Raw genomic sequence first — 24850 nt, forward strand, 5'->3', positions numbered from 1 at the left:
GTCCTAATATTACTAGGAAGCTTCTTTCTAGTTTATGGCGGTAGTTTGGGAATTGACGAAACAGGTAGAATAAACGACTGCCCTAATAATTGGATTCGATATATGTATGAATGAGCTAATAAGCTAAACAAATATATATTTACTAAAAAATATTAGTATTAGAGTTATATTGCATTAGGGTCAGAATATCCTTATAAAATATCAAGTGTAACATGTCATTATATATAATAATTTTAGTTCGGATAATTGTAACTGTATAAAAAATCCCTGCACCTGCAGGGATTTTTTATATCTATCCAAACCACGGAACACGCCCCAAGTCTCCAATTTATCTTTGTCACAATAGCCTTACCAATCAATGAATAAGGCTACCATCATGAAACCAAAACTTAGTGCCTCCTCAGCGGGCATGAAAAAAGACTACCTCACTGCCAAAGAACTGGGCGCGGCAATGCTCGCCTGTAATGCAGTGCTCATCCCACAAGGCTTTGAAAATATCCGCCTACTTCTTCAAAACTTCCAGCGCCCTATCGAAATTCGCCTTGATGCCGCCGAAGTGGACTACGCAAACGGGCTACAAGCATCGGTACCAGGTACGGTAAAAACCAAGTTTGAAGGACAGTGGACGCTCATTGAAACAGAAGCGGGGGCAATCTTGGACTTTGCCGCCGCGATTAACTCTCCAGAATATAACGGCGTGATTCCTTTTGCCAAAATTTATGAAGGGCACAAGGGCAGTGACTCCGTTGGTCGCGTGCATGAAATCATGGATGCTAATCTTGCCTTTGAAAGCGGCGGTGATATTGACGCTTCATCACGCAATCAGATTTTGCAAGTACAAGCGACCTGCACCTATATGTACTTTGGTGAGTCAGGTAAGTTGGGCAGTACCGACAACACGCTGGCAAGCGCTATTGCAACGGGACTTAATTCGCTTGCTGCGCTTGCAGCGTAAAGACGATAGGCAGGCAAGTTATGGACAAAGTTATCTATGGCAGCATTCAAGAGGCGGTCACAGAAACATACGATACGCTTTTAACGACTGGTTCGTCGGTACTCGATACGGAAGTTTTGAAAGCGGTCATTAATGCTGCGAAAAAATATCACACTTGGTCGGGGCAGCTCGCTGCGACCAACGGTGACAATAAGCTCGTGATTGATGCTGATACGATGCTTGCTGTAGATGACTGGGAAATTATCGAGCCTGTGGTACTGGCACATTGCAGCTTTATTCAAGCGCGCCGCTTAGAGGCAATGCAGGAGCTGGGCGCGGGTATGAGCGCAAGTGAATGTACGCAGCTCTATAGAGAAGCGGTTGAGCTTATGAAGCGTGAGGCATTCCAGTTTCCGCCGATGAGTATTGATTTGGACAGTGATTTATCTACCCTTGATTAAAGGCGCTTATGAATATCCAACTAGAAGATGGCAGCTTTATTGGTGGGGAACGCCTAATCAGCGCACTGTATCGTACAGACCTTGTACCCGTGCCTGTCACTCTTGAGTTGGTTGTGCGCGCCGACGATGCGCTGTATACGCTACTGAGCGTCGATAAAAGCGTTGTCATGCCCAACGGTGTGCATTTGGTGGTCGTTAAATCTCAGGTCATCAATCAGCAAGGCATCAAGGCAGGGCATCGCATTGCTGCACTGCATGTGGTAGCCGTGCTGGCAGGCTGCCAAGCGCTAATCGGCGTAACCAAGCGGGCGGTGAGTTTAGAGAGCACCAGTTTTAATCAGATATATCGTGCGCTCGGTGCAAAAATCCGTATCAAAAAAGACATCAAAGTCAGCCGCTTTGTATGCTTAAAAGGACAGATTCCGACAACTTCTATCGCAGAAGCATTACAGCGTGAAGCGGCGGTTGTTTGCCATACAGATGATGGCGTGAACGTCATCGGCTTAAATGACCTATTCGTGGGCGAGGCCACACTATTTGATAAAAGCGCGGTACAGTGGATCGACAATCCTAATGCCGTGCGCCGTGGCAACATCAATTACTTATCGATTGATGACAATGGCAGCGACATCATCGGTCAAGCACAGAGTGAGCGCGGGCTTGGCTACTATCCACGCGCCAATACCCGCGAGCTACAAAACTTACGCCGTATTCTTATTACCAAAGCCACCATTATCCGCCAACTTGATGAGCGTTTAAACGCGGGCAAACTGATACAAATCAATGACCAGAAACTGGTTGCGCTTACCGCCGCCCATCGCTATGACACAGGCGCGGCAGGCGGTAACAGCGTTATGGCTACTCGTGCATGGCTTGCCCAAGTGGAGAAGCATCTGTGACCTATAACTCCCCATTTTTTCATCCTGCACGCCTTATCAGTTATGACCAAGACGCCCGTACCGCACAAGTGGCGATTGACGGATTGACGGACGGGTTAAGCGACGGTATTACCGCCATGCTGGCGTACCCTATTGGGGACGATGACCTTGATACCGAACGCGAACTTATCAGCGGGGCAGATGTATGGGTGTTTTTTGAGCAAGGCAAAATCGATATGCCCGTGGTTGCCTTTTACCGCCGCCATGGACAGGGACGGGCAGTCATAGACGTGCGCCGCATACGCCAAAAAAACATTGAGCTGCTGGCGCGCGCAAATATGACGCTTAGCGCCGAAGATTTTATGCATATCAAAGCCAAAACGATAAATATTGACGCCGATACGCTGAATATCACCGCAGAAACCAACGTCAAAGGCGATATCAACCAAGTGGGCAATTACTTTATAACAGGCGACCATACGGTCAACGGCAGCCAAACTGTAAATGGCAATAGTACCTCATACGGCAACCAAATGACCTATGGACAGATAACGGTATCTGTAGACGTCATCGCGGGCGGTATATCTCAAGTGGGGCATACACACGGCGGTACTGAACCAGGCAGCGGCTCTACCAGCACTCCAAATAAATACAGGTGATATATGTTTAACGTTGAAAGATACTTAGCAGGGATGCTGATTGATAACCGCCAAGCGCGTCAGGCGCAAAACCAAGCAGCATCAGGCATCCAAAACATCGACCAAAGCTATGAAGCCATCAATCAGATGGAATTGGGCTCGCCCACGTCCAGCAAAAACCCTGAACGAACACGCCAGCAAATCTATGGCATGTGGGAGCTTATGCAAAAAGACCCGCAAGTATCAGAGGCGCTAAGTCTGCACGTTACCGCGGCACTTGGCGGGCATGAGAGCACTGGTGATATGATTTTTATCTCACCACATGACCGCATCAAAAAAGGCGGTCGACGGGCAAAAAAGCTGCGCGCTCAAGTAGAAAAAGAAGCGAAAGTCATCGCGCCCATCTTAAACCGTGTAGCCGTGCAATTGGCAACCCAAGCGGTCGGCTACGGGGACAGTTATGCGCGTATCCATTTTGATAATAAAGGCGTTAATAATCTGATGAGCAACCAGTTTACGATGCCATGGGCAATTATGCCTTTTGAAAAAGCGAGCAAGACTATTGGTTACCATGTGTTAGAAGCTGAAAAACAACAGCGTGGTATTACTAAGCTCAATGCACAGCAAATGTTACGGTTTAAAATGCCCCGCATTGACCATGTGCGCCAGCCGTTTTTGCCGATCTGGCAAGACACCAAGATGATGCAGTACGACAATCCTAGAGATATGCCTATCTTACCTGCTGAGGTGGGCGGCTCATTTTTATACAAGGTAGAAGAGGCTTGGCAGGACGTAACGATTGCGCGGGCGGCGCTTAATAATCAGCAAATTTCCGATAGCGTAAAGCAAGCGTTTGTCACGGTGAATATGGAAGGCATGCCGCGCTCACAACAAGAAAAGTATTTTGCGCGTATTGTTAAACTCCTCAACAACTACCGCCAGAATGTGCGTGACGCATTCGATGGCAAAGAGTCGCTGTGGGGTACAAAGTTTCACATGCTGCCGCAATATGGAGAAAAGCAAATATTGCAGTCAGTCGGTGATATCTCGCAGCGTATGACGCCGCTGACGGATACCCCCCTCATGCTGTCATTACGCCGCTTGGCGGGTGGCTTGGGCATGGACTTGTCGCTTATTGGCTGGGCAGACATGCTGGCGGGTGGCTTGGGCGATGGCGCGGCATTTCATACATCCGCACAGATGATGCGCCGTTCGCATCTTATCCGTAGTGCCTTGGTAGATGGCTACAACCATGTGATGAGTGTGCATTGGGGACTACGTTACGGGGAATACTTTGAAGATGGCAATTACCCTTGGCAGATCAATTTTTATAGCGACCAGTCGGCGGCAGCTACGCAAGCACTCACCAACCGTCAAAATCGCGCCAATACCACGCTATTACAAACCCAAGTGTTTGTGGCTATCAGAGAGCTTGGGCTGGACCTCCACGGCGCACAAATGATGCTTGAGGATGAATTGGGCTATGACAGCGAAAAGGCGGAGAGAATCGCCATGTATCTTTGCGTGCAGCCACAGCAGGCTGGCGGGCAGATGATGGGCGAGGGTGAGGGTCTGCCCGAAGACATGGATTTTGATTATGAATAGAATGATGCAGTTAAAAAAACTGTACGGTGAGGCTAAGGCGTATGGCGTACTGATGCAGTGCAGTTATGAGGTGCGCTTAGAGGATGTTTTCGGTATAGGCTCAGATATACCTTGGTTTAAGGACAAGGCGCTGCGCTACTTGGTAACGGATACTGATCTGTCATACGGTAGTCTTGAGAATGAGACGTTTCAGGCTGGCGCGTATCAAGCATCGTATATCACTGGCGCAAGCGAAGATACGATTGATTTGACGTTCATTGAAACGGTTAAGGGTGCTATTTTTAATTCATACCGCCGCTGTTATGAGCGCGCGGTACCAGGAGACGGTACGGTCAATGAGCCAAAAAAATACACGTTTAAGCTGACGGTCAATCTGCTAAACCATAATGATATTGATGCTAAACCCGTATTTGGGCGGTCGTGGCTGGTATCGGTCAAGGAGGGTAAGACAGACTTGAGTAGCGCGGGACGCAGTGAGATTGTCAAAGTACCGATCACTTTTCAGAAGATAAGACCATTGATGTTTGAGAGGTAATAAGATAGTGGTATAGTGAAGTTCTGTTTACTCTTAATAGCTACCTCAGGAATTTTTATGAACTATGTATGTTCAGAGTGTGTGAATATAGAATCTATAAAAAATGAAAATCTTTTTACATTATATGAGAAACGATGTTGTTATTGTAAAGAGATAAAAAATAGTGTGGCTGATAAGGGTGAAATTATTTCTTTGCTATCTCTTAGATTTAAAGATTCTATCATTCCTTTTTCTGAATGTAGTGAGCATGAGCAAGGGATGTTTTTCTACGCTCATGATGATAAGTTAGATCCAAAAGAATTTTTTGAACTATTAGATTTCGTAGAGTTCGGATCGGAAGATTTTAAAGGTGATTTATCAGACAAAGTTCAAGATATTTTAGGTGAGCAGAGTGAAGAGCTATTTGTCTATAATGATGGGAACCTAGATCATAATAATGACTATGAGGATAGATGGTCTGATTTTATAAAATCTATACATTATAATCATAGATTTTTTAATAAAAACGTAAAAGAATTCTTAGATTCTTTATTCTCTTTAATTCATGAAAATAGAGTAGTAAGGGAGGATGTCATTTATGAGCTGAATCCAAATATTTCTATATTTCGTGCAAGGATTGCAAATACAGTAAAAGAAAGAACCGATATATATAGTGATCCTGCGAACCAACTTGGTCCAGTTCCAGCGATCTTAGCTGGTGAGCAGCGAATGACGCCTACAGGAATTTCCGCATTCTACGCCTCAGAAAATCGAGAAACATGCTTTAGTGAAGTACGTGCGACTACAGGAGATGTGGTCATGTCTGCTGAATTTAGAGCCAAAAAGATACTAAGACTTTTAGATTTGAGTAAGTTAAAAGAGATAAGCAAAATGGCGATATGCCCTTTTGATAAAGACTTTGTCGATAAGTCCCATAAATCCTGCTTCATTGCAAGGTTAGTATTTTTACTTTCCAAACCCGCTTCCCAAAGAAAGAATTCTGTATATCTTGAGACCCAAGTTATATTTGAATATTTTCGTACATACTTTAGCGAAAATATACATGGAATTGCATTCAAATCTATACAGAGCGGTATGAAAGGTATGAACTTTGCTTTGTTTCCAGAGTATTCTAAGGTGAGTGCTTTCTTATACAATGATAACAATACTGTTAGTTGCGAAGAATCTATAAATAAAGAGTATAGATTTTATTTTTATAATGTGAAGACGAAAAATTTGGAAGATGTTTTGGTGAAAAAAGAAGAGGCTCTAGAGTTTGTTGATAGATCTATAGTCTTGCATCATGTGATTGCAGTCACAACTAAAACTCAAGAGTTTGAAATAGAAAGAAGTATAGATGAGTAAAATAAGATTAGGCATACTTCTATATAATGTAAATAAAATTTCTATTAGCTTAATTTATTAAGTAAAACCCACTTTAATCAGTGGGTCTTTTAATTTCTAAGCAGGATAACTATACCAAATACGAATCCCAAAAAGTATCTCTTGATCTTTTTTTCCTATGCGTTGAACTTGAGATTTAAATTCAAATTTAATTAACTCGTAGCTTGGTCGCTCATTAAAAAAATTGCTCATATACTCTGAGCAAGACATCCTAACCTTGTTGTTATGACTAATAAAATCACTGCTATCTTCTAGTTCGTGCAGAGGATGCCATTCGGTAAAAATGATTTTACGCTTTATATCCTTTTTAGTAGAAACCAAGCCTTCATCTGTTAGATACATCAACGCAGAATTTAAAGATAAGATGTTCTCTTCAGCGTATCTCATGACGGCGTCATAAAGGGAAGGTGTCAAGCGTATCTGACTACGCTTCCATGTATCTTGAGACTGAAGTAACTCTTCTTTCAATATAAACGACATAGTTCTTCCAAGTAAAATATTATAGTTGACACTAATTATAGTTATGAACTAACATAGTGTCAACGACATTAATTATAGTGTCGTTATCCTCATAAAAAAGCCCCATACATCCCCGTCGAAAGTTTTGTATGAGGCTACTAACTAAACCTAAGATAAGGAGCTAGTATGTCTAGTTTAACAATTTATACGCCACAAATCACTATCCTTGACTACGATATCAATATGATTGATGGTCTTTACTCACTCAACGATGTGCATAAAGAAAGTGGTGGTGAATCCAAACACCAACCTTCTTTCTTTGTCCGTAACCAAGAAGTTGTTGATTTAACAGAAGAAATTAAGCACTCTGCAAATTTGCAGAGTGCCCAAGTATTATTGAAAGTCAATGGTGGGCGTAAGCGTGGTACTTATGCTTGCAAAGAGTTGGTTTATCGCTACGCCATGTGGATTAGCCCTAAATTTGCCTTAATCGTTATACGAACTTTTGACGCATTGGTGACACGTACTGATGCCAAACAAAGAGAAGCCCTTGTGACTGCCTGTGACAAACTCGCAATTGGCAATACCTTGCGTAGTGACGTGTATAAAACAGTCGCTCAACATTTTGGTTATGAAAAGGTGACAGAGATTCCAGTACCACTACTGCCTGAAGCGGTCGCTTTTGTTTATGAAGCAATATTAGCGCGTCAAAAGCCAGTAGCAACCATGGATGATGAGACAATCGCTAATAACCGTATGTGGAAAGACATTGGTTTTGCTAAGACCGAGCAGGTATGCTGGATGACCAGTGATCTGACCAATTTACTGGCGCAGGTTAGCCAAAAGGTTAACGATATCAAAAGAGCGCACAGTACTATTTTTGACAGTTTTAATGAGCAAAGATGGTACGGCTTAACGCAGGAACAAATTGAGCAAGTGAAGAAAAACAGTCGACGCTTCCTATAGACCATCTAGTTAGCTCATTTTGAAGAACCTACTTCAATGGTGGGTTTTTTGTCTTTGCCGTTGTGAAGTCGAAATCTCGCACTTGGTTAGAGGGACGCAACCATCTGCCAAATAACTATAGTATAGCAGATTGTTCGACACTGGGAAAATTGCTATAGTTATAGGAAGTGATTTTTTAATAACATGAGGGTGTGATACGAGTTTTAGAGTCTTTTCTAAAGGTCTGTAACTACTATTTTCTTCATATCAATACTCACGCAGATTTTAGGAATAGCTATTCTATTCGTAAGTATTCAATCTATTAAAAACCATATTTATTTTATTATCGTAGTTAGTTTTTAATCATTTATTTCTAATATAAGAGTTTTAGTATGCAAGCAAGACCATTTGATAGAAGTGAGCATGTATATCATAGTGAGGAATTTGTAGAATTAGTTAAGGACGCTGTGCGGTTCTTTAATGGTACTCCTGTTCATAAAATACCTCTAACAGAAAAGTTTACTGGTACAGGGGTTTATGCGATTTATTATACAGGAAAAAATGAAATATATGCTCCTTATGCTCAAGCTAATAGACTAGAGTATAAGCATCCGATCTACGTGGGAAAAGCTGTTCCAAAAGGTTGGAGGCAGTCTCGAACATCATATGATACTAAAAAGCTCTCTACCGAGTTATATTCAAGAATACGCGAGCACTCCAGAAATATAGACAAGGTTGATAGTTTGGATATTCGTGACTTTTCATGTCGGTTTGTTATTTTTGAGGCTGAAGGGTCAGATATGATCGGGACTATAGAGGCTGCTTTGATTAAATTAAATCAACCATTATGGAACTCTGTATTAGATGGTTTTGGGAACCATACGCCTGGTAATGGAAGGTTTAATCAGGCTAAGTCAGATTGGGATGTTATCCACCCCGGTAGAGAGTGGGCTGATAAATGCTTGGGGACACCACGCAATGAAGACGATATTCTGAAAAGAGTTATAGAGCACCTGTCTGTTTTGGGGAAATAATGAAGTCTTTAGAAATATTTTCTGGTGCCGGAGGTTTGGCAAAGGGTTTAGAGGAGTCAGGATTTGAAAACTTGGCTCTAGTTGAATTTAATAAAGATGCTTGTAAGACACTTAGAGCCAATTTCAACCCAAGAACGGTACATGAAGTAGATATAAGAAGCTTTGATTTCAAGCCTTTCAAAGGAGTGGATCTAATAGCTGGTGGGCCACCGTGTCAGCCATTTTCTTTAGGTGGAAGTCATAAAGCCTTTGATGATGAAAGAGATATGTTTCCATATGCTATTAAAGCAATTGACGAACTTAGACCAAAGGCTTTTGTTTTCGAGAATGTGAAAGGCATACTTAGGCCAAGCTTCTCGGAGTATTTCAATTATATTCTTTTAAGGTTGAAATATCCTTCTGCTAAATCTCATGTTGATTCAGACTGGGGAAAACATCTTGAGGAATTAAGAGGTTTTCAAAAGAAAAATCCCATACCAGAGTATGAAGTAAGTTTTAAGCTAATAAATACTGCTAATTATGGTATACCTCAGACACGTGAGAGGGTAATAATAGTTGGCATTCGAGCTGATATTGAATGTGTTTGGGAATTTCCGAAAGAAGAGTTTAATCTCGATAGATTACTTTGGGAGCAGTTCGTATCAACGGAATACTGGAAGCGTCATAATATCGACTCACCTTTAGAGTACTCACATAGTCCTACTTTTTTGAAAAAAATAGTAAAGATACGTAGCAAATACAGTCTAATACCACCTAGTGGCAAGCCTTGGCAAACAATGAGAGATGTTTTGGGACGCTTACCTGACCCACAGGCTAAACACGATATTCAAGATCATATTTTTCGTGATGGCGCTAGAAGCTATCCCGGACATACAGGGAGTATGTTTGATCTCCCATCAAAAACTATAAAAGCAGGCGCGCACGGTGTACCGGGCGGAGAAAATATGATTCGATATGCAGATGATAGCATTAGGTATTTAACTGTGCACGAGGCAAAAATCATACAGGAATTTCCTAAAGACTTCATTTTTTCAGGTGCGTGGGGGGAAGCTATGCGCCAAATTGGAAATGCAGTTCCAGTGACTCTAGGTAGGAAAATAGGTGAGCAGCTATTTAAGACTTTAAGTTGAAAAGAAGACAGGTTGGATTAACTATCCACTACACAGTTTAGTAAGTATCCAATTAGATATTGCCTTGTATATCCTACTGGAACTGCTCAAACAGTCTGTTATAGAATAGACTTCTATAACAGACTGTTCTAAGAGGTCATTTTTTATTGTTATCTTGATCAATTAAAATTAGCGAAGAAGAAAATCCAGCGTTTCCTATAAATTATTTAAGTAGCCCGTTTTGAAGAACCCACTGCAATCGGTGGGTTTTTCGTCTTTAGTGTTATACGTGTGTGGTAAGAAAAATATAGCTTAGTAACATAAACACATCACTTATTCCATTCCCAGTAATCATCATAGTTATCTGACATATCAGTGTCTGAACTAAAAGTTGGAGAGCTTAAGTCTTGAGCTATATTTGAGGCTTTAATAGTTCCCTCAAGTAGAGATTTATTTTCCCAATATTTAATAAAAACAATATCAGTTGTTTCACACCAAATACAGAACATATATTTTTCAAATTTCTCATATAAAAAATCGTGTATCTCTTTTCTAACTTCAATAGGATTCACACAAAACCATTCAGAAGGTTTGCCACTCTTGCAGTGATCAATACGCTCGTAACTTTGATCTAGAAAACTTATAATAGCAGCTTCGATCTTATGAATTTTCTTTGCCTCAACACCTTCTTTAATTTTAAAGCCACATAGTAAAGTATAGTAAGGGTTTTGACTACTACTAGCCCGACTCGCTAACGCTTTAGTAGTAAGTCCAATTTTAGCCATATTGTCATACCTTATATCAACTCCTATGTATATCCATGACTCATTAGATTCCATCTGCCTTAAAGTTTCGCGATACTGCAATTCAAACTCATGATTATCTTCCCACCATTCTGAATTCATAATGTAAATACACCTAAATAATATAATATAGACATTAGTAGCTTAAAGAGGTTAGCTCAGAGTTTCAAACTCCACAATAGACCTTTTGTATAAACAATTGACAATTCTTATATATTCATTATAAAGCGGAGCTTTGACAGGAGAAGTAAGCAGTTTATGTTGAAGAACCCACCTTAATCAGCGGGGTTTTTTACGCCCTTAAACCACGGAACACGCCCCAGCCGCACCTAAAAGCTTTGTCACAATACCCTTATACCAACCAATTAAGGGTACTTGCCAAGATGAGCTACACCACACAACAAAGCGCGCACAGCACGCACACACTGACTGCTACAGATGGCAGTAGAAGCACGGCATACAAACGCTATGAACAAGGCATTATCAGTGGTCGCTACCGCGACGTGCTGGTTGTCCTTGCCGATAACACAGGCTTCGATGGAAATGGTTTTGATGCGTCTGCTGGCAGCCTTGATGATGACTGGTATGTGCTAAACGCCTTTGATGACCGCGATAAATACATTGATACCGTAGCTGTTGGTGGCGCGATGGATGAAGACCATGCCGTTCAGGTAGCGACCAGTTATTTTACCAATATTGGTGCCAGTTACTTTGCTGTGATTAGTAGCGCCGATACCAGCGACCAGCCTGCCACATGGTCCATTGACGCTATCACTAAACTGCTGAGTAATCCCTCTCAGGATGCCCATTATTTGCGCGTAATCACTGCTAAAGAATTGCGCGATGAAATACAGCGTGTCACCTATGACAGCGTTAAATGGCAAGGAGATTTTACACTGGCAAGCCACGGCGGCAGTATTAGTGACTTGTGCCACGATATTTTAAAAACAGACACGCACCAAGATATTTTGACGTCTTTCAATATCAACGAGGCGTTTGCGGATCTCAATATCAAACCAGTCGGCGATACCCAGTTTGATTCACTCATGGAAGTTAAAAGCCGTCTGCCTATACTTAAAGACCGCTTGTTTAAAGCCATGGCGAATGTAGCCGTTGAAGGTGTGGCAGTGTCTACGGTCAAAGAAACAAAGCCTTTTAAGCGCGCTGGCACGGTAAATATGGCATTCGTCTTTAAACTCTCGGACGGTCAGTCGTTATCGATTTGGTTCCATAGCCCCAAAGAGACGCCTTCAAATGTGCTGCCCACTGACATCATGGTCAGTTGGAAATGGATGCTAAACAAGCGTGACGTAACCGCTGTATTATCGCCGCCAAACGGTGACAACGTGCAGCTGCCTACGCTGGCAGGTCGAATCATGCGTTTGGCTGCTAAAAACAGTAAGCGCTTTAAGGCGGCGCAGGTACGCGCGCAGAAGCTCGATAAGGAACTTGAAGAGGCTCAAGCGGAAGTTGATGAAAAGCGTGAAGCACTTACCAATCTGGATAGTGAAATTGCCGAGCTACAAGACAAAATTAATGCAGCCATTAAAACACCAGTACCAGTAGATGATAAGCCAACACAGGTGCCGCAAACGGCTGCTGAAGTAGGTGCTGACGACGTTGAGGCTACCATAAATGAGCTGAGTACTGACTTGGATACTGATGACAATATCGTAACTATCACTGGCACAGAAATAGACGTCAGTGACGCTGTTGATTTTAAGACAGCCAAAAACAATGCCATGGCTTATTTTGATGACAATCTCAAAGATAAGGTCATCTTTTGTCCCGCTGTTAAAAATGATGTTATTTTGCGCAGACGCGGCGGCAAGCATATTGCAAAAGCGAACCATACGTTCCGTAGCAAGTTGCAATTGGTGGCTGCTATTCCTGAAATGATTAAAAAAGGAAAGTATGAAAGCTATACAAAAGCGGTCAAAGGAAAAGCGCCAAATATATATGGCTACTATGTTTTACATGTAACAGTGGTCATCGACGATATTGCAAAGAATGCGAGAGTGGTACTTGAAAAGAATAATGAAGGAGAAGTGTTATATGACATTGGTATAAACAAAAAAGAAGCCTTGGCAGCTCTAGGGGATGCTGTCGCAGATGAATCATCTACTCGGCGCTCCGTATCTAGCCAGTACCAAGGCTTAGATAAATCTTATCAAGATGAAAGCGATGGTGTCAAGCAATTTGACAAACTATCGTTTGTTGATACTGGCGAATATGTACTTAATTTGTTTTTTGACGAAGATATTTTAGAAAACTTAAAAGATGAAGATGCGTCTAATCAAGAATCTGTAGCGTCTCCCATCCAACCAATCACCACAGGCAAAACTAACAACGCCAAAACGGTAGGCGGTAATAAAATCGCCAGCACGTTTGCCTTGGTCGAAGCCAATAGCCTCATTGCCTCTCATAATGCCAGCGGCGCTGAAAACCCCAACTACCCGCAAGAGTTGCAGCCGCGCGACCGCAGCCGCAGCGAGTCCATCGCGTGGGTACAAAAAATGGCGAAGTCCTTAGACCCTGAATCACTTGGTCGTACACGCCGTGTAGACGCTGGCGCACCTATTGTCAGTGACGATTTGGTGGTGGAGTCGGGTAACGGTCGTACTATCGCCATAAAACTTGCTTACCAAAATGGCGACGCCGAAGAGTACCGCGAGTACCTATCTGACAACGCTGCCATGTTTGGCTTTTCTGCCGAACAAGTTGCCAAGTACAAACACCCAGTATTGGTGCGTATCCGCAAAACAGCGATTGATAGAGTAGCGTTCACCATTGAAGCCAACCAAGACGATAAGCTGAGCTTTACCGCGTCTGAGCGTGCGAAAAGCGATGCTAAGCGCATCAGTGACGACATGCTGGCGTTATTGAGCCCCAGCGAAAGCGGCGACCTATTGGCGGCAAGCAATCGTGAATTTATCAAAAAGTTTTTAGCCAGCCTCGGCGCAGAAGAAGCTGCCCAATATACCGATAATAACGGCGCGCCGACCCGTGCATTAGAAGCGCGCGTCAAAGCAGCCATTTTTAATAAAGCCTACGACGATGACCGCCTGCTAGAAATGATGGCAGACCAAGCCAGCCCTGAGCTGCAAAATACCCTCAACGCGCTTACCCAAGCCGCACCCAAGTTTGTCGAAGCGCGTGCAACAAACCTGTCGCAAGCTCAAGATGCTGCCGAAAGCCTGATTGACGGTATCGAGCAAACACTGGATGACCAAGTGCAAGCGGCAATTTCTGATGCCGCCAATATGATTATGAATGCCAAGAAAAATGACCAAGGCATAACGGAGTATGTGCGCCAGCTTGGTCTTTTTGAAGACGTTGAAGACGGCGTAGCAGAATTGGCCGTGTTTTTAGCACAAAACGCGCGTAGTGCTAAGAAAATGACGGCGCTATTTACAGCGATGGCCGACTATATCAAAAACGACAACACTGCCCGCCAAAACCTCGATATGTTCGGAGCACCTGCACCGCTGTCTATCAATGACGTGGTACGTCATGCGCTGAATGCTGTACAGCCGACCAAAACCGAAAACTTAGAAGATACGCCTATGACCACTGCACTGAACGACGACGCACCAAACGCTGCTACCCCTGTAACAGACATATCAGCCGAAGACGGTGAGCGCGGACAACTAAAAGCAAGCATTGATGCTCTTGAGCGCTTGGTAAACAGTGCCGACTACGATGTAACGGCAGGCAGTACCGATGAGCTTTTAGAGCTCAATAAACGGGCGACTGCGCTTGATGATGGCGACCTACTGAACCAGCTGGCGCGTATTAGTCAGAAAACCGTGGAGCTTACCACAGCTGCAATCATGCGACAGATGCAGCAAGGGGCGTCTTAATGAGCCAGCTATGGCAGGAAAAAGGCTTAAATGCCAATTTGATTGCCAAAATCCAGCCCGTCATCGAAGAAAACATTGAAGGCGGGCAGGGCAATCAGGTGTATACCGTCGATAGTGGCCAAGCACCAGTAACAGCGCTACTGGCAGATGGTGATTTTGTTACAGAATCGCAGTACAGCACGCCTTTTGAGGCGTCTAACCCCGAAGCGCGCCTGCCTAACCTTATGGGGGCGCTGCAATCAGGGCAGGCGAACGCCGCTTTTTATAGCTTCTTTGCGTTAAACGGTGACCCGACAGGTGCAGGACAGATTGCAGCAAACATACTGTCTGGAGTTTCAGAGGCGACGGGGCTGAGTGACACAGTGACTAAGGTACGCATGGGGCTGCAAGAGCAGATGATGGCATTAAAAGACCGTTCAAACTTCACCAAGGTCAACAGCCAACAGATATACACGTCCAGCAGCTCGGTACGAATAAGTGCGACGTTGGTTTTTCAGGCATGGAGTGACGCTAGGAAAGAAGTTGAAGACCAGGTTGAAAACCTGCAAGCGTGGGCATCTGCCACGGAGCTGTCCGCACAATCATTGATTGTTAGCGGCTTGCAAGATGGGTTTTCGCAAGCCATGTTCCCATCAGTTATCCCGCCACTGGTACAGCTGCAATATGGCGGTAAAACTTATAAGCCGATGGTGATAGAAAGCGTATCTACACCCATTGTCGCGCCGATGAATAATAACGGCGACCGTATCGCCTTATTGGTCCCCGTTGTTTTGCTATCACGCACAGCATGGGATGCCAAAAATATTAGAGAGTTGAGACAGTAATTATGAATGAATCCATGAAGACAGTGACGTTACTAAAACACACTTTGCCGCTTAATGACCTATCCATTGGACAAGCGATTGATATTGCTAAGTCCTATCCTGAATCTTATAACGAGGCGCGTATCAGTGCGCTGATTGGTCATGTTGTTCAAGACAGCAGCATTGCGCGCTCGCTTACTGCCAGTGAGCGTTATTGCTTCTTGCTGCATCATCAACATGCCACGCAAGGGCTAGACAGCGCCAATTACTTCAATATTGACGATTACCTGCTACCGACAGTACAAGCTGATGTGCCCAGTCGTATAGGTGTTACGGACAGCGCTTATGTCCAGCATCTGTACGGTGCGCACGTAGAGGTATTGGAGCAAAAATGCGAAAACGCGGCAGATTGGTTCAATGGACAAATGATTTGCCAGTTGTACGGCAATATTTCATCCATTTTTGGCGGTGATGAGCAGATGGAATGGAAACAAATTCCACCAACCGCTAGTAAAGAAGAGATTAACCAGGCGATTGAGGCCCGCCTACCAACGCTTGATGCACTATCTGCCAACGGTGCGTACAACGACCTTACTGCGGTGTTTGCTAATGCCAATACTCGCCTTGACCACTTCATCAGTCTAGGCAGTGGTCCTGACGGTTTGCTCGTTCATGAACTGACGGACGGAAACGAACAGGAGGATGTCAGCCTCACGGCGCGCCGATTTCTATGTCTTTCAGCCATCGACGGCATCGCGGGGCAACTCATCGAGACATTTCGTAAATGAGCTGATGAACGATGCTGCTGCAATCATGGAACATGGAAAAACCAGCCTGCCAGAAGCGCTTAATATGGGTATAGGTCTTCTGAGTATCTATAAAAACTCAGATGCCTTTAAAAATACCCAGCGTGCTGTAGACCGAGAAGAAAATTATCGGGTCGCCGTGCTCAATTACTTAGGTGCGCTTATCAAGGTTGCAGCAGGCAGACGCTAAACTTAATTAGTTTTATGTGCCACTTGGGAAACAAGTAAGCAGATAAGAACGGCGCAAAAGCGCTAAGGAGTAACACGGCATGAGCCACAAAGTCGCTACCGCAAAAATTGCGCTGGCAAACATTGTAGGTAACGGTGCGAATGTGGCTGCTGTCGGCGCGGGCGGAGAAGTCTTTGCCCGCGAACTTGGTCAGACACACTTGTTCTTGTACCTCAACCTGCCCATTTGGGTGTTTTTTGCATTGACTGTGGTGCTGGCGGCTGTTGGTTCGGTTGCCTCGCTGTACGTCGACGTGATGAAAGAAGCACAGCTTTCCTATAGTCAAAAATTCATGAATTTAACCATGGGTTTTTTGGCGGGCTTGGTTGGCGCTTTTGTTGTTCTGCCCGCTTTTGTGCCAAACCCAACAATGGCAGTGCTAATGCTAACAGGCTTATGCGCCAGCTTTGCAGGCGTGCTTCTGATATTCAATATTGGTGAGTTTTTACGCAGTGCGGAACTGTGGTCAGGTCTAAAAAAGGTTTTGACGGTCTTTACTTTGCAAGGCGCTAAAACCCTAGTAATGGGTCGACTCAGATTGCTTGCCGCGTGGATTTTAAAGGGGGATGACAAGTGAGCCTTTTATATACCCTGCTTGACTGGCGAACGATAAACACTATCGCCCCATTTGTCGGCATAGCCCTATGTGTGTACTTATTACTGAGTAAACACGCCTGCACTGTACAAAAATCCGTATCGACCATCTTGGCACTTGGGGTGCTGTCTTGGCTCATGCTTGTCTGGGCAGATTTTGGCAGTACCGTTTTTGAGCCGTCTTATCAAAGTACGATTGCGCGGGTCGGCATGGTCTTCATGATGTTCTTTGCGGCATTTGTTCTTCGTCGTGCAACCAAGCAAGGCCGCGCGCTAAAAATTAAAAACACCATCTTATCCGCCGAAAACAAGCAATTAAGAACACAGCTTGACATTATGCGCGGCGTTAAACCTACACAGGAGTAATATTTTATGACTGCCACAGCAGTAGTAACAGATACCGATATCTTTAGTGCCTTGCGCGGGCACGTTGAGGGCACGACAGTGCTTACTCAGTTGATTGTCGATATGACAAACAAAGCAATGGCCGCAGGAATGCGGGATGAACTTATTGAGCGCTTGGGCGTAACGCCTGTCGTATCGACAGAGACGCGACCGTATAATCTTACATTGGCTAATTTGCGTAAGGTCTATCCTAACGTCAATGCAGATGCGATTCCCATTATTCTAAAATTAGCACCTCAGTACGACATCTTAACCAAGAAACAAATGGCCGCGTTTATTGCGACTTGCATCGTTGAATCCAACGGATTTAATAGCAAGCGTGAAAGTTTTGCTTATACGGCTGCACGATTACGTCAAGTGTTTAGCTCGCGCGTGCGCTCTTTGTCAGAAGCAAAAAATCTGGTTGCTAAAGGACAGGTAGCCGTAGCAAACTTCTTGTACGGTGGTCGCTATGGCAATCGCTCTGGTACCAACGACGGTTGGGATTATCGCGGTGGCGGTATTATCCAAAATACCTTTCGCAGCAACTATTACATTCTACAAAATACGACAGGTATTGCCTTTGGCGATAACCCCAAGCTAATTGAAGACCTAGAAAACGCAGTTAAAGCAGCTATGGCCTTTTGGCAGTTAAACGGCTGTAACGCCAAGGCGGAAAAGATCAATACTTACGATGACGGATACACTTTGAATACTTTAACTTCAAAGGGTATCGAGACTAAAAACTACAAAATGAATTATGGTGCCCGTATCGTTCGTGAGACAGTCAACGGCGGTTTGAATGGCTACGACGATTTCTGCCGAACTTTAGAAAAGTGTCTGCGCTATTTATAATTTAGATTATTGAAATAACGAAAACCCGCCAATATAGGCGGGTTTTTTTATGCCCCAACCCACGGAACACAAGCCAAGCACGCGGTTTATGTCAGTAATAATAAGGCACTGACACTCAATTAATACGGATACCGCAGATGACAGATGCCACACAAACCAACAATGCCAAAATAAGCGCCCAAAATGCAGCAAACGCTCTGCAAACTCAAAAAAACCTACAGATACTGATTGCGCTTGCCAATGCAAGCACGGTGGAAGAGCAGCAATCTGCTATTAAAGCCGCCCTTGAAGTATTGCATATCACGGGAAAGTCTTTATCAAAAACAATTTTGCAGCAAGAGAATACCGATGCTAATACCGTAGGGCACAATGAACTGCACACGTCGATTGATTCACGAAGTGATAATCCGAGCGATGAGAACTATCGCTATGCTGATACAGGATATATTGCAGGATCACATAAAGAACGTGCCAGTAACCGTATTAAGGAGTTGGCCAAAGATGGTGTTACGGTAAAAGCTACTGATATTGAATGGGATGAAATAGAATCAAATCCCTTAATTGCTGAAGATGTCATTAAAAAATCCAATATCATGGGTAGTGTAGACTACCAAGCATTGAAGAATCAGGATATGGAAGCTGGTACCGCTTATCTTATTCAAAAAGTCTTAGCTTCTGTGGGACCAGAACCATACTGGGATGTGATGAGTTTCTTAAAAAATAGTGTATCGGGAAGGCGTATCATTAATGGCCGTACTGAAAACGAACTCAGGCTTACTAAGCATTTCAATGCTATTCCGATTGCTGATCAAAAAGCGCTGGCACGTAGAGCGTATGTGAACGGGATTAATGCTATAAAATCGCGCCTTGTACAAAATAAAAGTATTCTTAGCACCAAGGACTTAATTGCTGAGCTGAAAGCTATTGCTAGTGAAATGTATGGTCATAACATCAGTGCTTCAGATGAGAGTCGCTATAACCAAGCTGTTGCCAAAGTAACAGAGCAAAAAGAATTGATTGAAAACAAATCTCTTAGATTCGAGAGTGAGTATAAGGCAGCAGAAAGTTTAGCTGTAGAAGGATTGGATGTATCTAAAAACTCTGCAAGCAAGCAAGGCTTTGTGGAATATAGAAAGGGCAGCTTTATTGCTGTGCGTCGACAAAGTAACTACTATGCTCGACAAACATCAATGAAAAATTGGCTTGCAGATAAGTATCCTGATATTAAATTTAACAAAAGATTTGCAAGAGAGATAGCACCAATTGTCATTGATGATGATATCGATGAATACAAAGCACGTGTAGACGATGTTGAAAGAATAGTTTTGGCTAATAAACTAGAAACATTGCTTGATCCATTATCAAACTTAGCTTGGATATCACTAGGAGAAAGATTTTGGAATATTGTAGAGCTGCAGTCAGATGCTTTTATCAAACATGCCAATATGGCTATTAGAGGAAAATACAATGACTGGGGTTTAACTATCAAGCCAGAAGTAGGTGAGTCAGACGAAAGTAACAAGCAGAAGGGTAAGAAAAAGAAAACTTTTGAACTAATCGTTGCTGATAATATTGAGCGTACAGGTGGTAAGCCAGTTACTATTAACTCCACCAAAGAGCTAAAAGAAGCATTCGGTTTTCGAGACATACAGTCAGGAAACTGGGTTCTCAAGGATAAAACCAGTGCTAAGTTCCATGTTGAGAATTCTGCAGCGGCAATGATGGATCTATCAGACATTGTAGGTATTGACCCTAAATCTTTAGCTTTCGGGGGGAGGTTGGCATTGTCTTTAGGTGCACGAGGTACAAAAGGGGCTCTAGCACACTATGAGCCGGTACAGCGTGTCATTAATATTACTAAGATGAAAGGTGGTGGGTCATTAGGTCATGAATGGTTTCATGCTATTGATAACATATTAGGTGAGGTTCTAGCTGTAGACGGTGCGACTGGAATTGGTAAGTATCTAAGTGTTAATCCTAAGATGGTAGTGGAAAAATCAGCCAGTTTGTCAGAAGCCTTTGCTAAACTGCAAGAGACTATGACCATTGGTGATTCTAGAGCACCTGAAGCATTTAAAGTTACTCATAAAGATGTAGAGCTTGCTTTGCTTAATATTCAAGAAAATAGCACTGGCTTAGCTAAGCTAATATTTGACGCTAAAGGAGCTACAGAAGCAGTAGATATTATTGACTCAAAGTTCTATTCGCCTTATAGGTCTAAGCGTAGAAAAAATCATAATCAATGGCGCAAGGTGGCTGTTGCTTTCTTTAATCAAGATAAAGTAGGCGAGACTGTTGTCTTGAACACTGGTGAACCGGTATCAGAGTTTTATGCCAATGCTAAAAAGCTTGATGCGGGACGCTCAAAACCATATTGGTCCACAACTCATGAAATGGCCGCCCGAGCCTTCCAGGCTTACTTAGAGGATAGTCTTGAAGAGCAAGGTAGACGCAACGATTATTTAAGTTATGGTGCAGATAACGCTTTATATGGAGGCTCTCATAAGGCTTACCCTGATGGTAATGAGCGTAAGAAAATTAATATGGCTTTCAAAAATTTATTTGAGATTATCAAAAGCGAGAAAGTCTTCGAGAATGCCACTGCTGACCAGATATTGATGGACTCTATTTTTGGCACTTCTAGTGTATTCTCAGATGATGAGGATTTAGAGCTTGATACACTACTTTCTAATCTCATTCAGTAAATACGTCTTTAGAGTGAGAGAGAATTGGTTGGTGCATTATTAACTGTATACATACTAATAATGTAGGAGAACCCGCGTGAGGCGGGTTTTTTATGAGCGCGACTCTTATCTTTGGATACAGGCTTGCGGGTCGCTTAACAACGATGCTATCACAATGAGTAGTCTTTACAGGTATACAGCTTCTGAATAACGTCGTCTTGGCTCATGCCAGCTTCGTTGAAAATAAACTCTTCAATCTCGTTCATGGCAACTCGCAATCTTTTTTGACTGACTTGTATGTATTGCAAGGTTACATCATCAGAAGATGTCGAGTTACGATGATTCATTAAGCGCTTAATCACAGACATATTAGTATTCAATATATCACCGACTGTAGAGAAAGTTCGGCGTAAGTCATGTGGTGTGATATGTATGCCTGACATATCACTGATATGACCATATTGCTTGGAGATATCAGTTAAGCCCGTTTCGCATGATTTTATTCTTGACGGGAAAACCCAAGGTTGAGTGGCGCCGTAAAGGTAGCGGTGCCTCAACATAGAATGTACAACCTTACCTAAAGGCAGATGCAATGGATCACTATTTTTGGTTTCGGTAATAGTCATTGTGCCATGTTTAAGGTCAATATTATCCCATTTTAAATTATATCCTTCGCTGGCACGTATGCCAGTACATAGAAACAGCAGCATGATATCCCGTGCATTATTGCTGTGGGGCTGCATGGTATGAAAATCTTCACTACGAAAATTTATTAGTATTTTGACGTAGTTACCCATAGTATCTTCGTTTAAATGCCGCGTTCTAGGTTTAACATTATTCCATAGTCTTTTTGCCGTCAAAATATCAATAGGGCTTGGTTTTATAATTGCGGATTCGGACTGGTCTAAATAGCTTAAACGTGCAAAATTCCATACCGCGTTAAGCGCCCGCATAGTTGCATTGGCTTGTGAGGGGCTGGCGCGGGTAATTTCTAAATGCTTCTCCGTAATATGGCTTTGCATAATATCGTTCAAAGGTGTATCTAACCAATCAGACAATTTGCCTTTAATTTGACGATCGTAGGTAGCTATGGTTTTAGGTTTAAGGCTAGGTTTATGCGATACATAGTATTGGTAAGCTTCTGCAAGGGTAGGCACAGCGACAGGCTCAATACTTTCAAATGGGTTTTCGCCTTGCATCAAACTTGCGATAGCTGAAATAGCAGCCTCGCGAGCATCTTGTAAGGTAATGATGGTACAGTCGCCAATAACGCGACGATGTAGCTTTCCATTTATGCGTTTATTGATAATGTAGTTCTTGCTTGCGCTCTTGGTGCAAACCGCAAATCCTGAAACCAGCGTATCCTGATGAATAACAACTTTATCTGTGTAATCTAAGCTATCAACAATTTTTTTTGTAAGCTTTACCTTTGCCATTTGAAAGTCCGCAATCTATGTTTGTTATAGCTATGATAAAAGAGATAAGAGAAAATTAGAAGTATACCAATAGTATACTGATAGCTGATTAGTATAAGAATTAAGGGCTCTGAACAAAACCATCAGGCAATAAAAAACCCTTTAAAATCATAGATTTTAAAGGGTTTGAATATGGTGGGCCCAGTAGGACTTGAACCTACGACCAAAGGATTATGAGTCCTCTGCTCTAACCAACTGAGCTATAGGCCCTATCAATAGATGCACTATAATACCCGAATTCTTCGTATTTTCAAGTAAAAAATCGAGTTTTTCTTGCTTAGACCGACATATGACCGCCCGCCAGTGTTAGGCTGCGCCCGCCATCGACCGCAATGACTTCCCCTGTGATATAGCTTGCTCGCGCCAGATACAACACACAGTCGGCGATATCATCAGGCGTGCCAATACGCTGCATGGGGATGGAGTTTACGATAGCTGCTTGCTGGGCGTTTGATATGGCTTGGTCGCTGTGCGGGTCGGGCAGGACATTGACACCAGGCGCGATACCATTGACGCGCACGGTGGGTGCAAGCTCCAGCGCCAGAGACTGTACCATCGTTCTGTGTGCCGACTTTGCCATATTGTAGACGCTATAGCCAACAAAAGGTCTGTCGTCTGCATGGATGTCCAAGACGCTGATGATGCAGCCGTGTACTGCCTGCAAATAAGGGAGTAAGGCTTGGCTTAATAACAGTGGCGCTTTGGCATTGGTCAGCATCAGCTCGTTCCATGCGCTGTGGGTGATGGTGCCCATGGCAGTGGGATAAAAGCGCGAGGCATTGTGTACCAGCACGTCAATCTGACCAAAAGGGCTGAGCGCGTCCTGTACAAAGCCTTGTAGCGCATCACTATCCTCTATCACTGCCAAGTCCGCAATCAATACGGCAGCGCTGTCGGGGCGTGTCTGGTTCAGCGTATCAGCCAGACGGTAGGCCTCGCTTTGGCTGCTCAGTGCATGGATGATGACGCGATAGCCTGCATGATGCGCGGCGCGTACGATAGCAGCCCCAATACGCTTGGCGCTGCCTGTCACCAGCATGACAGGTCGTCTATCACAGCGCGTGCTCGTAGCTGATATGGAAGGTGTCGGTGTCATAGCTGCACTATAAGTCACAAGGAGTGTTGGGTCAAATGCGCAATGCGCGCCGCTGTCAATGCGTCGCCAATGGCAGGTCCTTTTAAGCTTTGGTCAATATCCGCCATGCCAATCGCGTGATAGCTGTCCAGCGCACGCTGCATGTGTATCGTATCGAGCGCCATTTGTAATGCGTGCTGAGTGACAATCAACTGCTCTAAGCGCTCAGGCTGTTTGTGCGCTTGGCTCGCGTGTATCAGTGCCATTTGCTCAGCGGGAGTTAAGTGTGTAATCTTGCTTAAGCTGTCAATATGCTGCACAAACAATGCGGCAAACTGCGTATGTATTTTTGGCACTTTTGCGCGGTTACCTATCGCGCGGATGGTATCGGCGGCTTGTTTGTCACTATCCGTCGTCGATGCTGCTACCTTTAATGGGGGTTGCGTTTGGCTTTGCCAAGCAGGGCAGAGGCTCATCATCAACAGTGCCCAGCGCTGCGATAAATCAAGGGAAAAGTGAGCTGCGTACTGTAGCGCCGTCATGATGGTATGGCGTAGGGCAGCATTGTCCCAAGCGGCTACCAAAGGGGAAAAGTGCGTGTGTAGCGCACCAATGTCATACAAGCTCTGCCAATACGCTTGCGGCGCGCGCTGCATCATTGCGCGGCTGGACTCTTGCCAAATGCGATCGGCGCTTAAATGCGCAAGCTCTCCTGACGCGCTGAGCGATTGCATCAAGGCGGCAGTCTCTGTGGCAATTGTAAAGCCCATGTCAAAATAACGGCTGTAAAAACGCGCCACACGCAGCACGCGTAACGGATCTTCGATAAAGGCATCGGACACATGGCGCAGCACTTTTTGCTCAATATCATTCAGCCCGCCATAATAATCGACCACATCGCCTGTCAGCGGGGTGTCATCATAGAGGCTGGTGACTTCGATTGCCATCGCATTGATTGTCAAGTCGCGGCGCATTAGGTCTTCTTTTAGGGTCACATCAGGGCTGGCGTGGACGCTAAAGCCTTGATAGCCGTATCCTTGTTTGCGCTCGGTACGGGCAAGGGCGTATTCTTGCTGCGTTTTTGGGTGCAAAAATACAGGAAAGTCCGCACCGACCTGTAAAAATCCAGCGCCAAGCATCTCATCGACACTGCTACCGACCACCACGAAGTCTTTGTCTTTGACAGGGTGCTTTAATAAAGTGTCACGCACCGCGCCACCAACCAGATATACCTGCATGTGTGCCCCTTAATCATAAAAAAAGCCAGCCAACATCCGAGGATATTGGCTGGCTCGATT

Annotated in this window: 23 protein-coding genes and 1 tRNA gene; 18 read left to right on the forward strand and 6 right to left on the reverse strand. The window is 44.0% G+C overall.

Annotation, left to right across the window (positions count from 1 at the left end):
• Positions 1 to 376: 376 nt before the first annotated feature.
• From JMW05_RS11550 to JMW05_RS11580, 7 genes are read left to right on the forward strand one after another with little or no spacing between them, the layout of a single operon-like run.
• Positions 377 to 955 (forward strand): hypothetical protein, encoded by a 579-nt coding sequence (locus JMW05_RS11550; protein WP_201505395.1) that lies wholly within the window; start codon positions 377 to 379, stop codon positions 953 to 955.
• 20 nt (positions 956 to 975) lie between these two features.
• The gene (locus JMW05_RS11555) at positions 976 to 1395 is read left to right on the forward strand and encodes a hypothetical protein (RefSeq protein ID WP_201505396.1); all 420 of its coding nucleotides are present in this window, start codon (positions 976 to 978) and stop codon (positions 1393 to 1395) included.
• A gap of 8 nt (positions 1396 to 1403) precedes the next feature.
• Positions 1404 to 2294: a hypothetical protein gene (locus tag JMW05_RS11560; RefSeq protein ID WP_201505397.1), complete on the forward strand. Its 891-nt coding sequence runs from the start codon at positions 1404 to 1406 to the stop codon at positions 2292 to 2294.
• Positions 2291 to 2932: a phage baseplate assembly protein gene (locus tag JMW05_RS11565; RefSeq protein ID WP_201505398.1), complete on the forward strand. Its 642-nt coding sequence runs from the start codon at positions 2291 to 2293 to the stop codon at positions 2930 to 2932. Before JMW05_RS11560 ends, JMW05_RS11565 begins: the two co-directional genes overlap by 4 nt.
• 3 nt (positions 2933 to 2935) lie before the next feature.
• Positions 2936 to 4516, forward strand: a complete 1581-nt coding sequence (locus JMW05_RS11570) for a hypothetical protein (protein WP_201505399.1) — start codon at positions 2936 to 2938, stop codon at positions 4514 to 4516.
• A gap of 1 nt (position 4517) precedes the next feature.
• Positions 4518 to 5051, forward strand: a complete 534-nt coding sequence (locus JMW05_RS11575) for a hypothetical protein (RefSeq protein WP_201505400.1) — start codon at positions 4518 to 4520, stop codon at positions 5049 to 5051.
• Positions 5052 to 5108: 57 nt separating this feature from the next.
• On the forward strand, positions 5109 to 6395 hold the full coding sequence (locus JMW05_RS11580; RefSeq protein ID WP_201505401.1) for an RES family NAD+ phosphorylase: 1287 nt from the start codon (positions 5109 to 5111) through the stop codon (positions 6393 to 6395).
• A 96-nt stretch (positions 6396 to 6491) separates the two neighbouring features.
• Here the strand turns inward: JMW05_RS11580 and JMW05_RS11585 are convergent, their stop codons facing one another.
• Positions 6492 to 6821, reverse strand: a complete 330-nt coding sequence (locus JMW05_RS11585) for a hypothetical protein (RefSeq protein WP_201505402.1) — start codon at positions 6819 to 6821, stop codon at positions 6492 to 6494.
• A 258-nt stretch (positions 6822 to 7079) separates the two neighbouring features.
• On the opposite strand from JMW05_RS11585, the gene JMW05_RS11590 reads away from it, so the two are divergent.
• From JMW05_RS11590 to JMW05_RS11600, 3 genes are all read left to right on the forward strand, one after another.
• Positions 7080 to 7859: a KilA-N domain-containing protein gene (locus JMW05_RS11590; protein WP_201505403.1), complete on the forward strand. Its 780-nt coding sequence runs from the start codon at positions 7080 to 7082 to the stop codon at positions 7857 to 7859.
• A 371-nt stretch (positions 7860 to 8230) separates the two neighbouring features.
• A complete protein-coding gene (locus JMW05_RS11595; protein ID WP_201505404.1) occupies positions 8231 to 8872 on the forward strand; it encodes an Eco29kI family restriction endonuclease in 642 nt (213 codons plus the stop codon).
• Positions 8872 to 10002, forward strand: coding sequence for a DNA cytosine methyltransferase (locus JMW05_RS11600; RefSeq protein WP_201505405.1), 1131 nt, complete (start codon positions 8872 to 8874; stop codon positions 10000 to 10002). The genes JMW05_RS11595 and JMW05_RS11600 overlap by 1 nt, the downstream gene beginning before the upstream one ends.
• A 308-nt stretch (positions 10003 to 10310) precedes the next feature.
• On the opposite strand, the gene JMW05_RS11605 is transcribed toward JMW05_RS11600, so the two are convergent.
• Positions 10311 to 10886: a GIY-YIG nuclease family protein gene (locus tag JMW05_RS11605; protein ID WP_201505406.1), complete on the reverse strand. Its 576-nt coding sequence runs from the start codon at positions 10884 to 10886 to the stop codon at positions 10311 to 10313.
• A 281-nt stretch (positions 10887 to 11167) separates the two neighbouring features.
• Here JMW05_RS11605 and JMW05_RS11610 point away from each other — a divergent pair, with 281 nt between their 5' ends.
• From JMW05_RS11610 to JMW05_RS11645, 8 genes are all read left to right on the forward strand, one after another.
• Positions 11168 to 14647: a defense against restriction DarA-related protein gene (locus JMW05_RS11610; RefSeq protein WP_201505407.1), complete on the forward strand. Its 3480-nt coding sequence runs from the start codon at positions 11168 to 11170 to the stop codon at positions 14645 to 14647.
• Entirely contained in the window at positions 14647 to 15471 is an 825-nt protein-coding gene (locus tag JMW05_RS11615; RefSeq protein ID WP_201505408.1) for a hypothetical protein, read from the forward strand. Before JMW05_RS11610 ends, JMW05_RS11615 begins: the two co-directional genes overlap by 1 nt.
• A gap of 2 nt (positions 15472 to 15473) precedes the next feature.
• Positions 15474 to 16238, forward strand: coding sequence for a hypothetical protein (locus JMW05_RS11620; protein WP_201505409.1), 765 nt, complete (start codon positions 15474 to 15476; stop codon positions 16236 to 16238).
• A gap of 4 nt (positions 16239 to 16242) precedes the next feature.
• Complete coding sequence (locus JMW05_RS11625; RefSeq protein ID WP_201505410.1) at positions 16243 to 16446, forward strand: hypothetical protein; 204 nt, start codon at positions 16243 to 16245, stop codon at positions 16444 to 16446.
• A gap of 79 nt (positions 16447 to 16525) precedes the next feature.
• A complete protein-coding gene (locus JMW05_RS11630; protein ID WP_201505411.1) occupies positions 16526 to 17062 on the forward strand; it encodes a hypothetical protein in 537 nt (178 codons plus the stop codon).
• Positions 17063 to 17133: 71 nt separating this feature from the next.
• On the forward strand, positions 17134 to 17445 hold the full coding sequence (locus JMW05_RS11635; RefSeq protein WP_201505412.1) for a hypothetical protein: 312 nt from the start codon (positions 17134 to 17136) through the stop codon (positions 17443 to 17445).
• A 6-nt stretch (positions 17446 to 17451) separates the two neighbouring features.
• A complete protein-coding gene (locus JMW05_RS11640; RefSeq protein WP_201505413.1) occupies positions 17452 to 18318 on the forward strand; it encodes a glycoside hydrolase family 19 protein in 867 nt (288 codons plus the stop codon).
• A gap of 137 nt (positions 18319 to 18455) precedes the next feature.
• Positions 18456 to 21023: an LPD1 domain-containing protein gene (locus JMW05_RS11645; protein WP_201505414.1), complete on the forward strand. Its 2568-nt coding sequence runs from the start codon at positions 18456 to 18458 to the stop codon at positions 21021 to 21023.
• A 149-nt stretch (positions 21024 to 21172) separates the two neighbouring features.
• Here the strand turns inward: JMW05_RS11645 and JMW05_RS11650 are convergent, their stop codons facing one another.
• From JMW05_RS11650 to JMW05_RS11665, 4 genes are all read right to left on the reverse strand, one after another.
• Positions 21173 to 22438: a tyrosine-type recombinase/integrase gene (locus JMW05_RS11650; RefSeq protein WP_201505415.1), complete on the reverse strand. Its 1266-nt coding sequence runs from the start codon at positions 22436 to 22438 to the stop codon at positions 21173 to 21175.
• A gap of 172 nt (positions 22439 to 22610) precedes the next feature.
• Positions 22611 to 22687, reverse strand: a tRNA-Ile gene (locus JMW05_RS11655).
• Between the two features lie 67 nt (positions 22688 to 22754).
• Entirely contained in the window at positions 22755 to 23573 is an 819-nt protein-coding gene (locus JMW05_RS11660) for a pteridine reductase (protein WP_201505416.1), read from the reverse strand.
• Positions 23574 to 23587: 14 nt separating this feature from the next.
• The gene (locus JMW05_RS11665; RefSeq protein ID WP_201505417.1) at positions 23588 to 24790 is read right to left on the reverse strand and encodes a tRNA nucleotidyltransferase; all 1203 of its coding nucleotides are present in this window, start codon (positions 24788 to 24790) and stop codon (positions 23588 to 23590) included.
• Between the last annotated feature and the right edge of the window lie 60 nt (positions 24791 to 24850).

Origin of the sequence: Psychrobacter aestuarii, assembly GCF_904846035.1 — a bacterium.
Taxonomy (GTDB): Bacteria; Pseudomonadota; Gammaproteobacteria; order Pseudomonadales; family Moraxellaceae; genus Psychrobacter; species Psychrobacter aestuarii.

Bases quoted from the DNA above. Each gene is read 5' to 3' on its own strand.
- JMW05_RS11595 (WP_201505404.1), top strand. From the start codon at position 8,231: ATGCAAGCAAGACCATTTGATAGAAGTGAGCATGTATATCATAGTGAG.
- JMW05_RS11650 (WP_201505415.1), bottom strand. From the start codon at position 22,438: ATGGCAAAGGTAAAGCTTACAAAAAAAATTGTTGATAGCTTAGATTAC.
- JMW05_RS11555 (WP_201505396.1), top strand. From the start codon at position 976: ATGGACAAAGTTATCTATGGCAGCATTCAAGAGGCGGTCACAGAAACA.
- JMW05_RS11625 (WP_201505410.1), top strand. From the start codon at position 16,243: ATGAACGATGCTGCTGCAATCATGGAACATGGAAAAACCAGCCTGCCA.
- JMW05_RS11560 (WP_201505397.1), top strand. From the start codon at position 1,404: ATGAATATCCAACTAGAAGATGGCAGCTTTATTGGTGGGGAACGCCTA.
- JMW05_RS11550 (WP_201505395.1), top strand. From the start codon at position 377: ATGAAACCAAAACTTAGTGCCTCCTCAGCGGGCATGAAAAAAGACTAC.
- JMW05_RS11610 (WP_201505407.1), top strand. From the start codon at position 11,168: ATGAGCTACACCACACAACAAAGCGCGCACAGCACGCACACACTGACT.
- JMW05_RS11645 (WP_201505414.1), top strand. From the start codon at position 18,456: ATGACAGATGCCACACAAACCAACAATGCCAAAATAAGCGCCCAAAAT.
- JMW05_RS11620 (WP_201505409.1), top strand. From the start codon at position 15,474: ATGAATGAATCCATGAAGACAGTGACGTTACTAAAACACACTTTGCCG.
- JMW05_RS11615 (WP_201505408.1), top strand. From the start codon at position 14,647: ATGAGCCAGCTATGGCAGGAAAAAGGCTTAAATGCCAATTTGATTGCC.
- JMW05_RS11575 (WP_201505400.1), top strand. From the start codon at position 4,518: ATGATGCAGTTAAAAAAACTGTACGGTGAGGCTAAGGCGTATGGCGTA.
- JMW05_RS11630 (WP_201505411.1), top strand. From the start codon at position 16,526: ATGAGCCACAAAGTCGCTACCGCAAAAATTGCGCTGGCAAACATTGTA.
- JMW05_RS11590 (WP_201505403.1), top strand. From the start codon at position 7,080: ATGTCTAGTTTAACAATTTATACGCCACAAATCACTATCCTTGACTAC.
- JMW05_RS11585 (WP_201505402.1), bottom strand. From the start codon at position 6,821: ATGAGATACGCTGAAGAGAACATCTTATCTTTAAATTCTGCGTTGATG.
- JMW05_RS11605 (WP_201505406.1), bottom strand. From the start codon at position 10,886: ATGAATTCAGAATGGTGGGAAGATAATCATGAGTTTGAATTGCAGTAT.
- JMW05_RS11640 (WP_201505413.1), top strand. From the start codon at position 17,452: ATGACTGCCACAGCAGTAGTAACAGATACCGATATCTTTAGTGCCTTG.
- JMW05_RS11580 (WP_201505401.1), top strand. From the start codon at position 5,109: ATGAACTATGTATGTTCAGAGTGTGTGAATATAGAATCTATAAAAAAT.
- JMW05_RS11660 (WP_201505416.1), bottom strand. From the start codon at position 23,573: ATGACACCGACACCTTCCATATCAGCTACGAGCACGCGCTGTGATAGA.
- JMW05_RS11600 (WP_201505405.1), top strand. From the start codon at position 8,872: ATGAAGTCTTTAGAAATATTTTCTGGTGCCGGAGGTTTGGCAAAGGGT.
- JMW05_RS11665 (WP_201505417.1), bottom strand. From the start codon at position 24,790: ATGCAGGTATATCTGGTTGGTGGCGCGGTGCGTGACACTTTATTAAAG.
- JMW05_RS11570 (WP_201505399.1), top strand. From the start codon at position 2,936: ATGTTTAACGTTGAAAGATACTTAGCAGGGATGCTGATTGATAACCGC.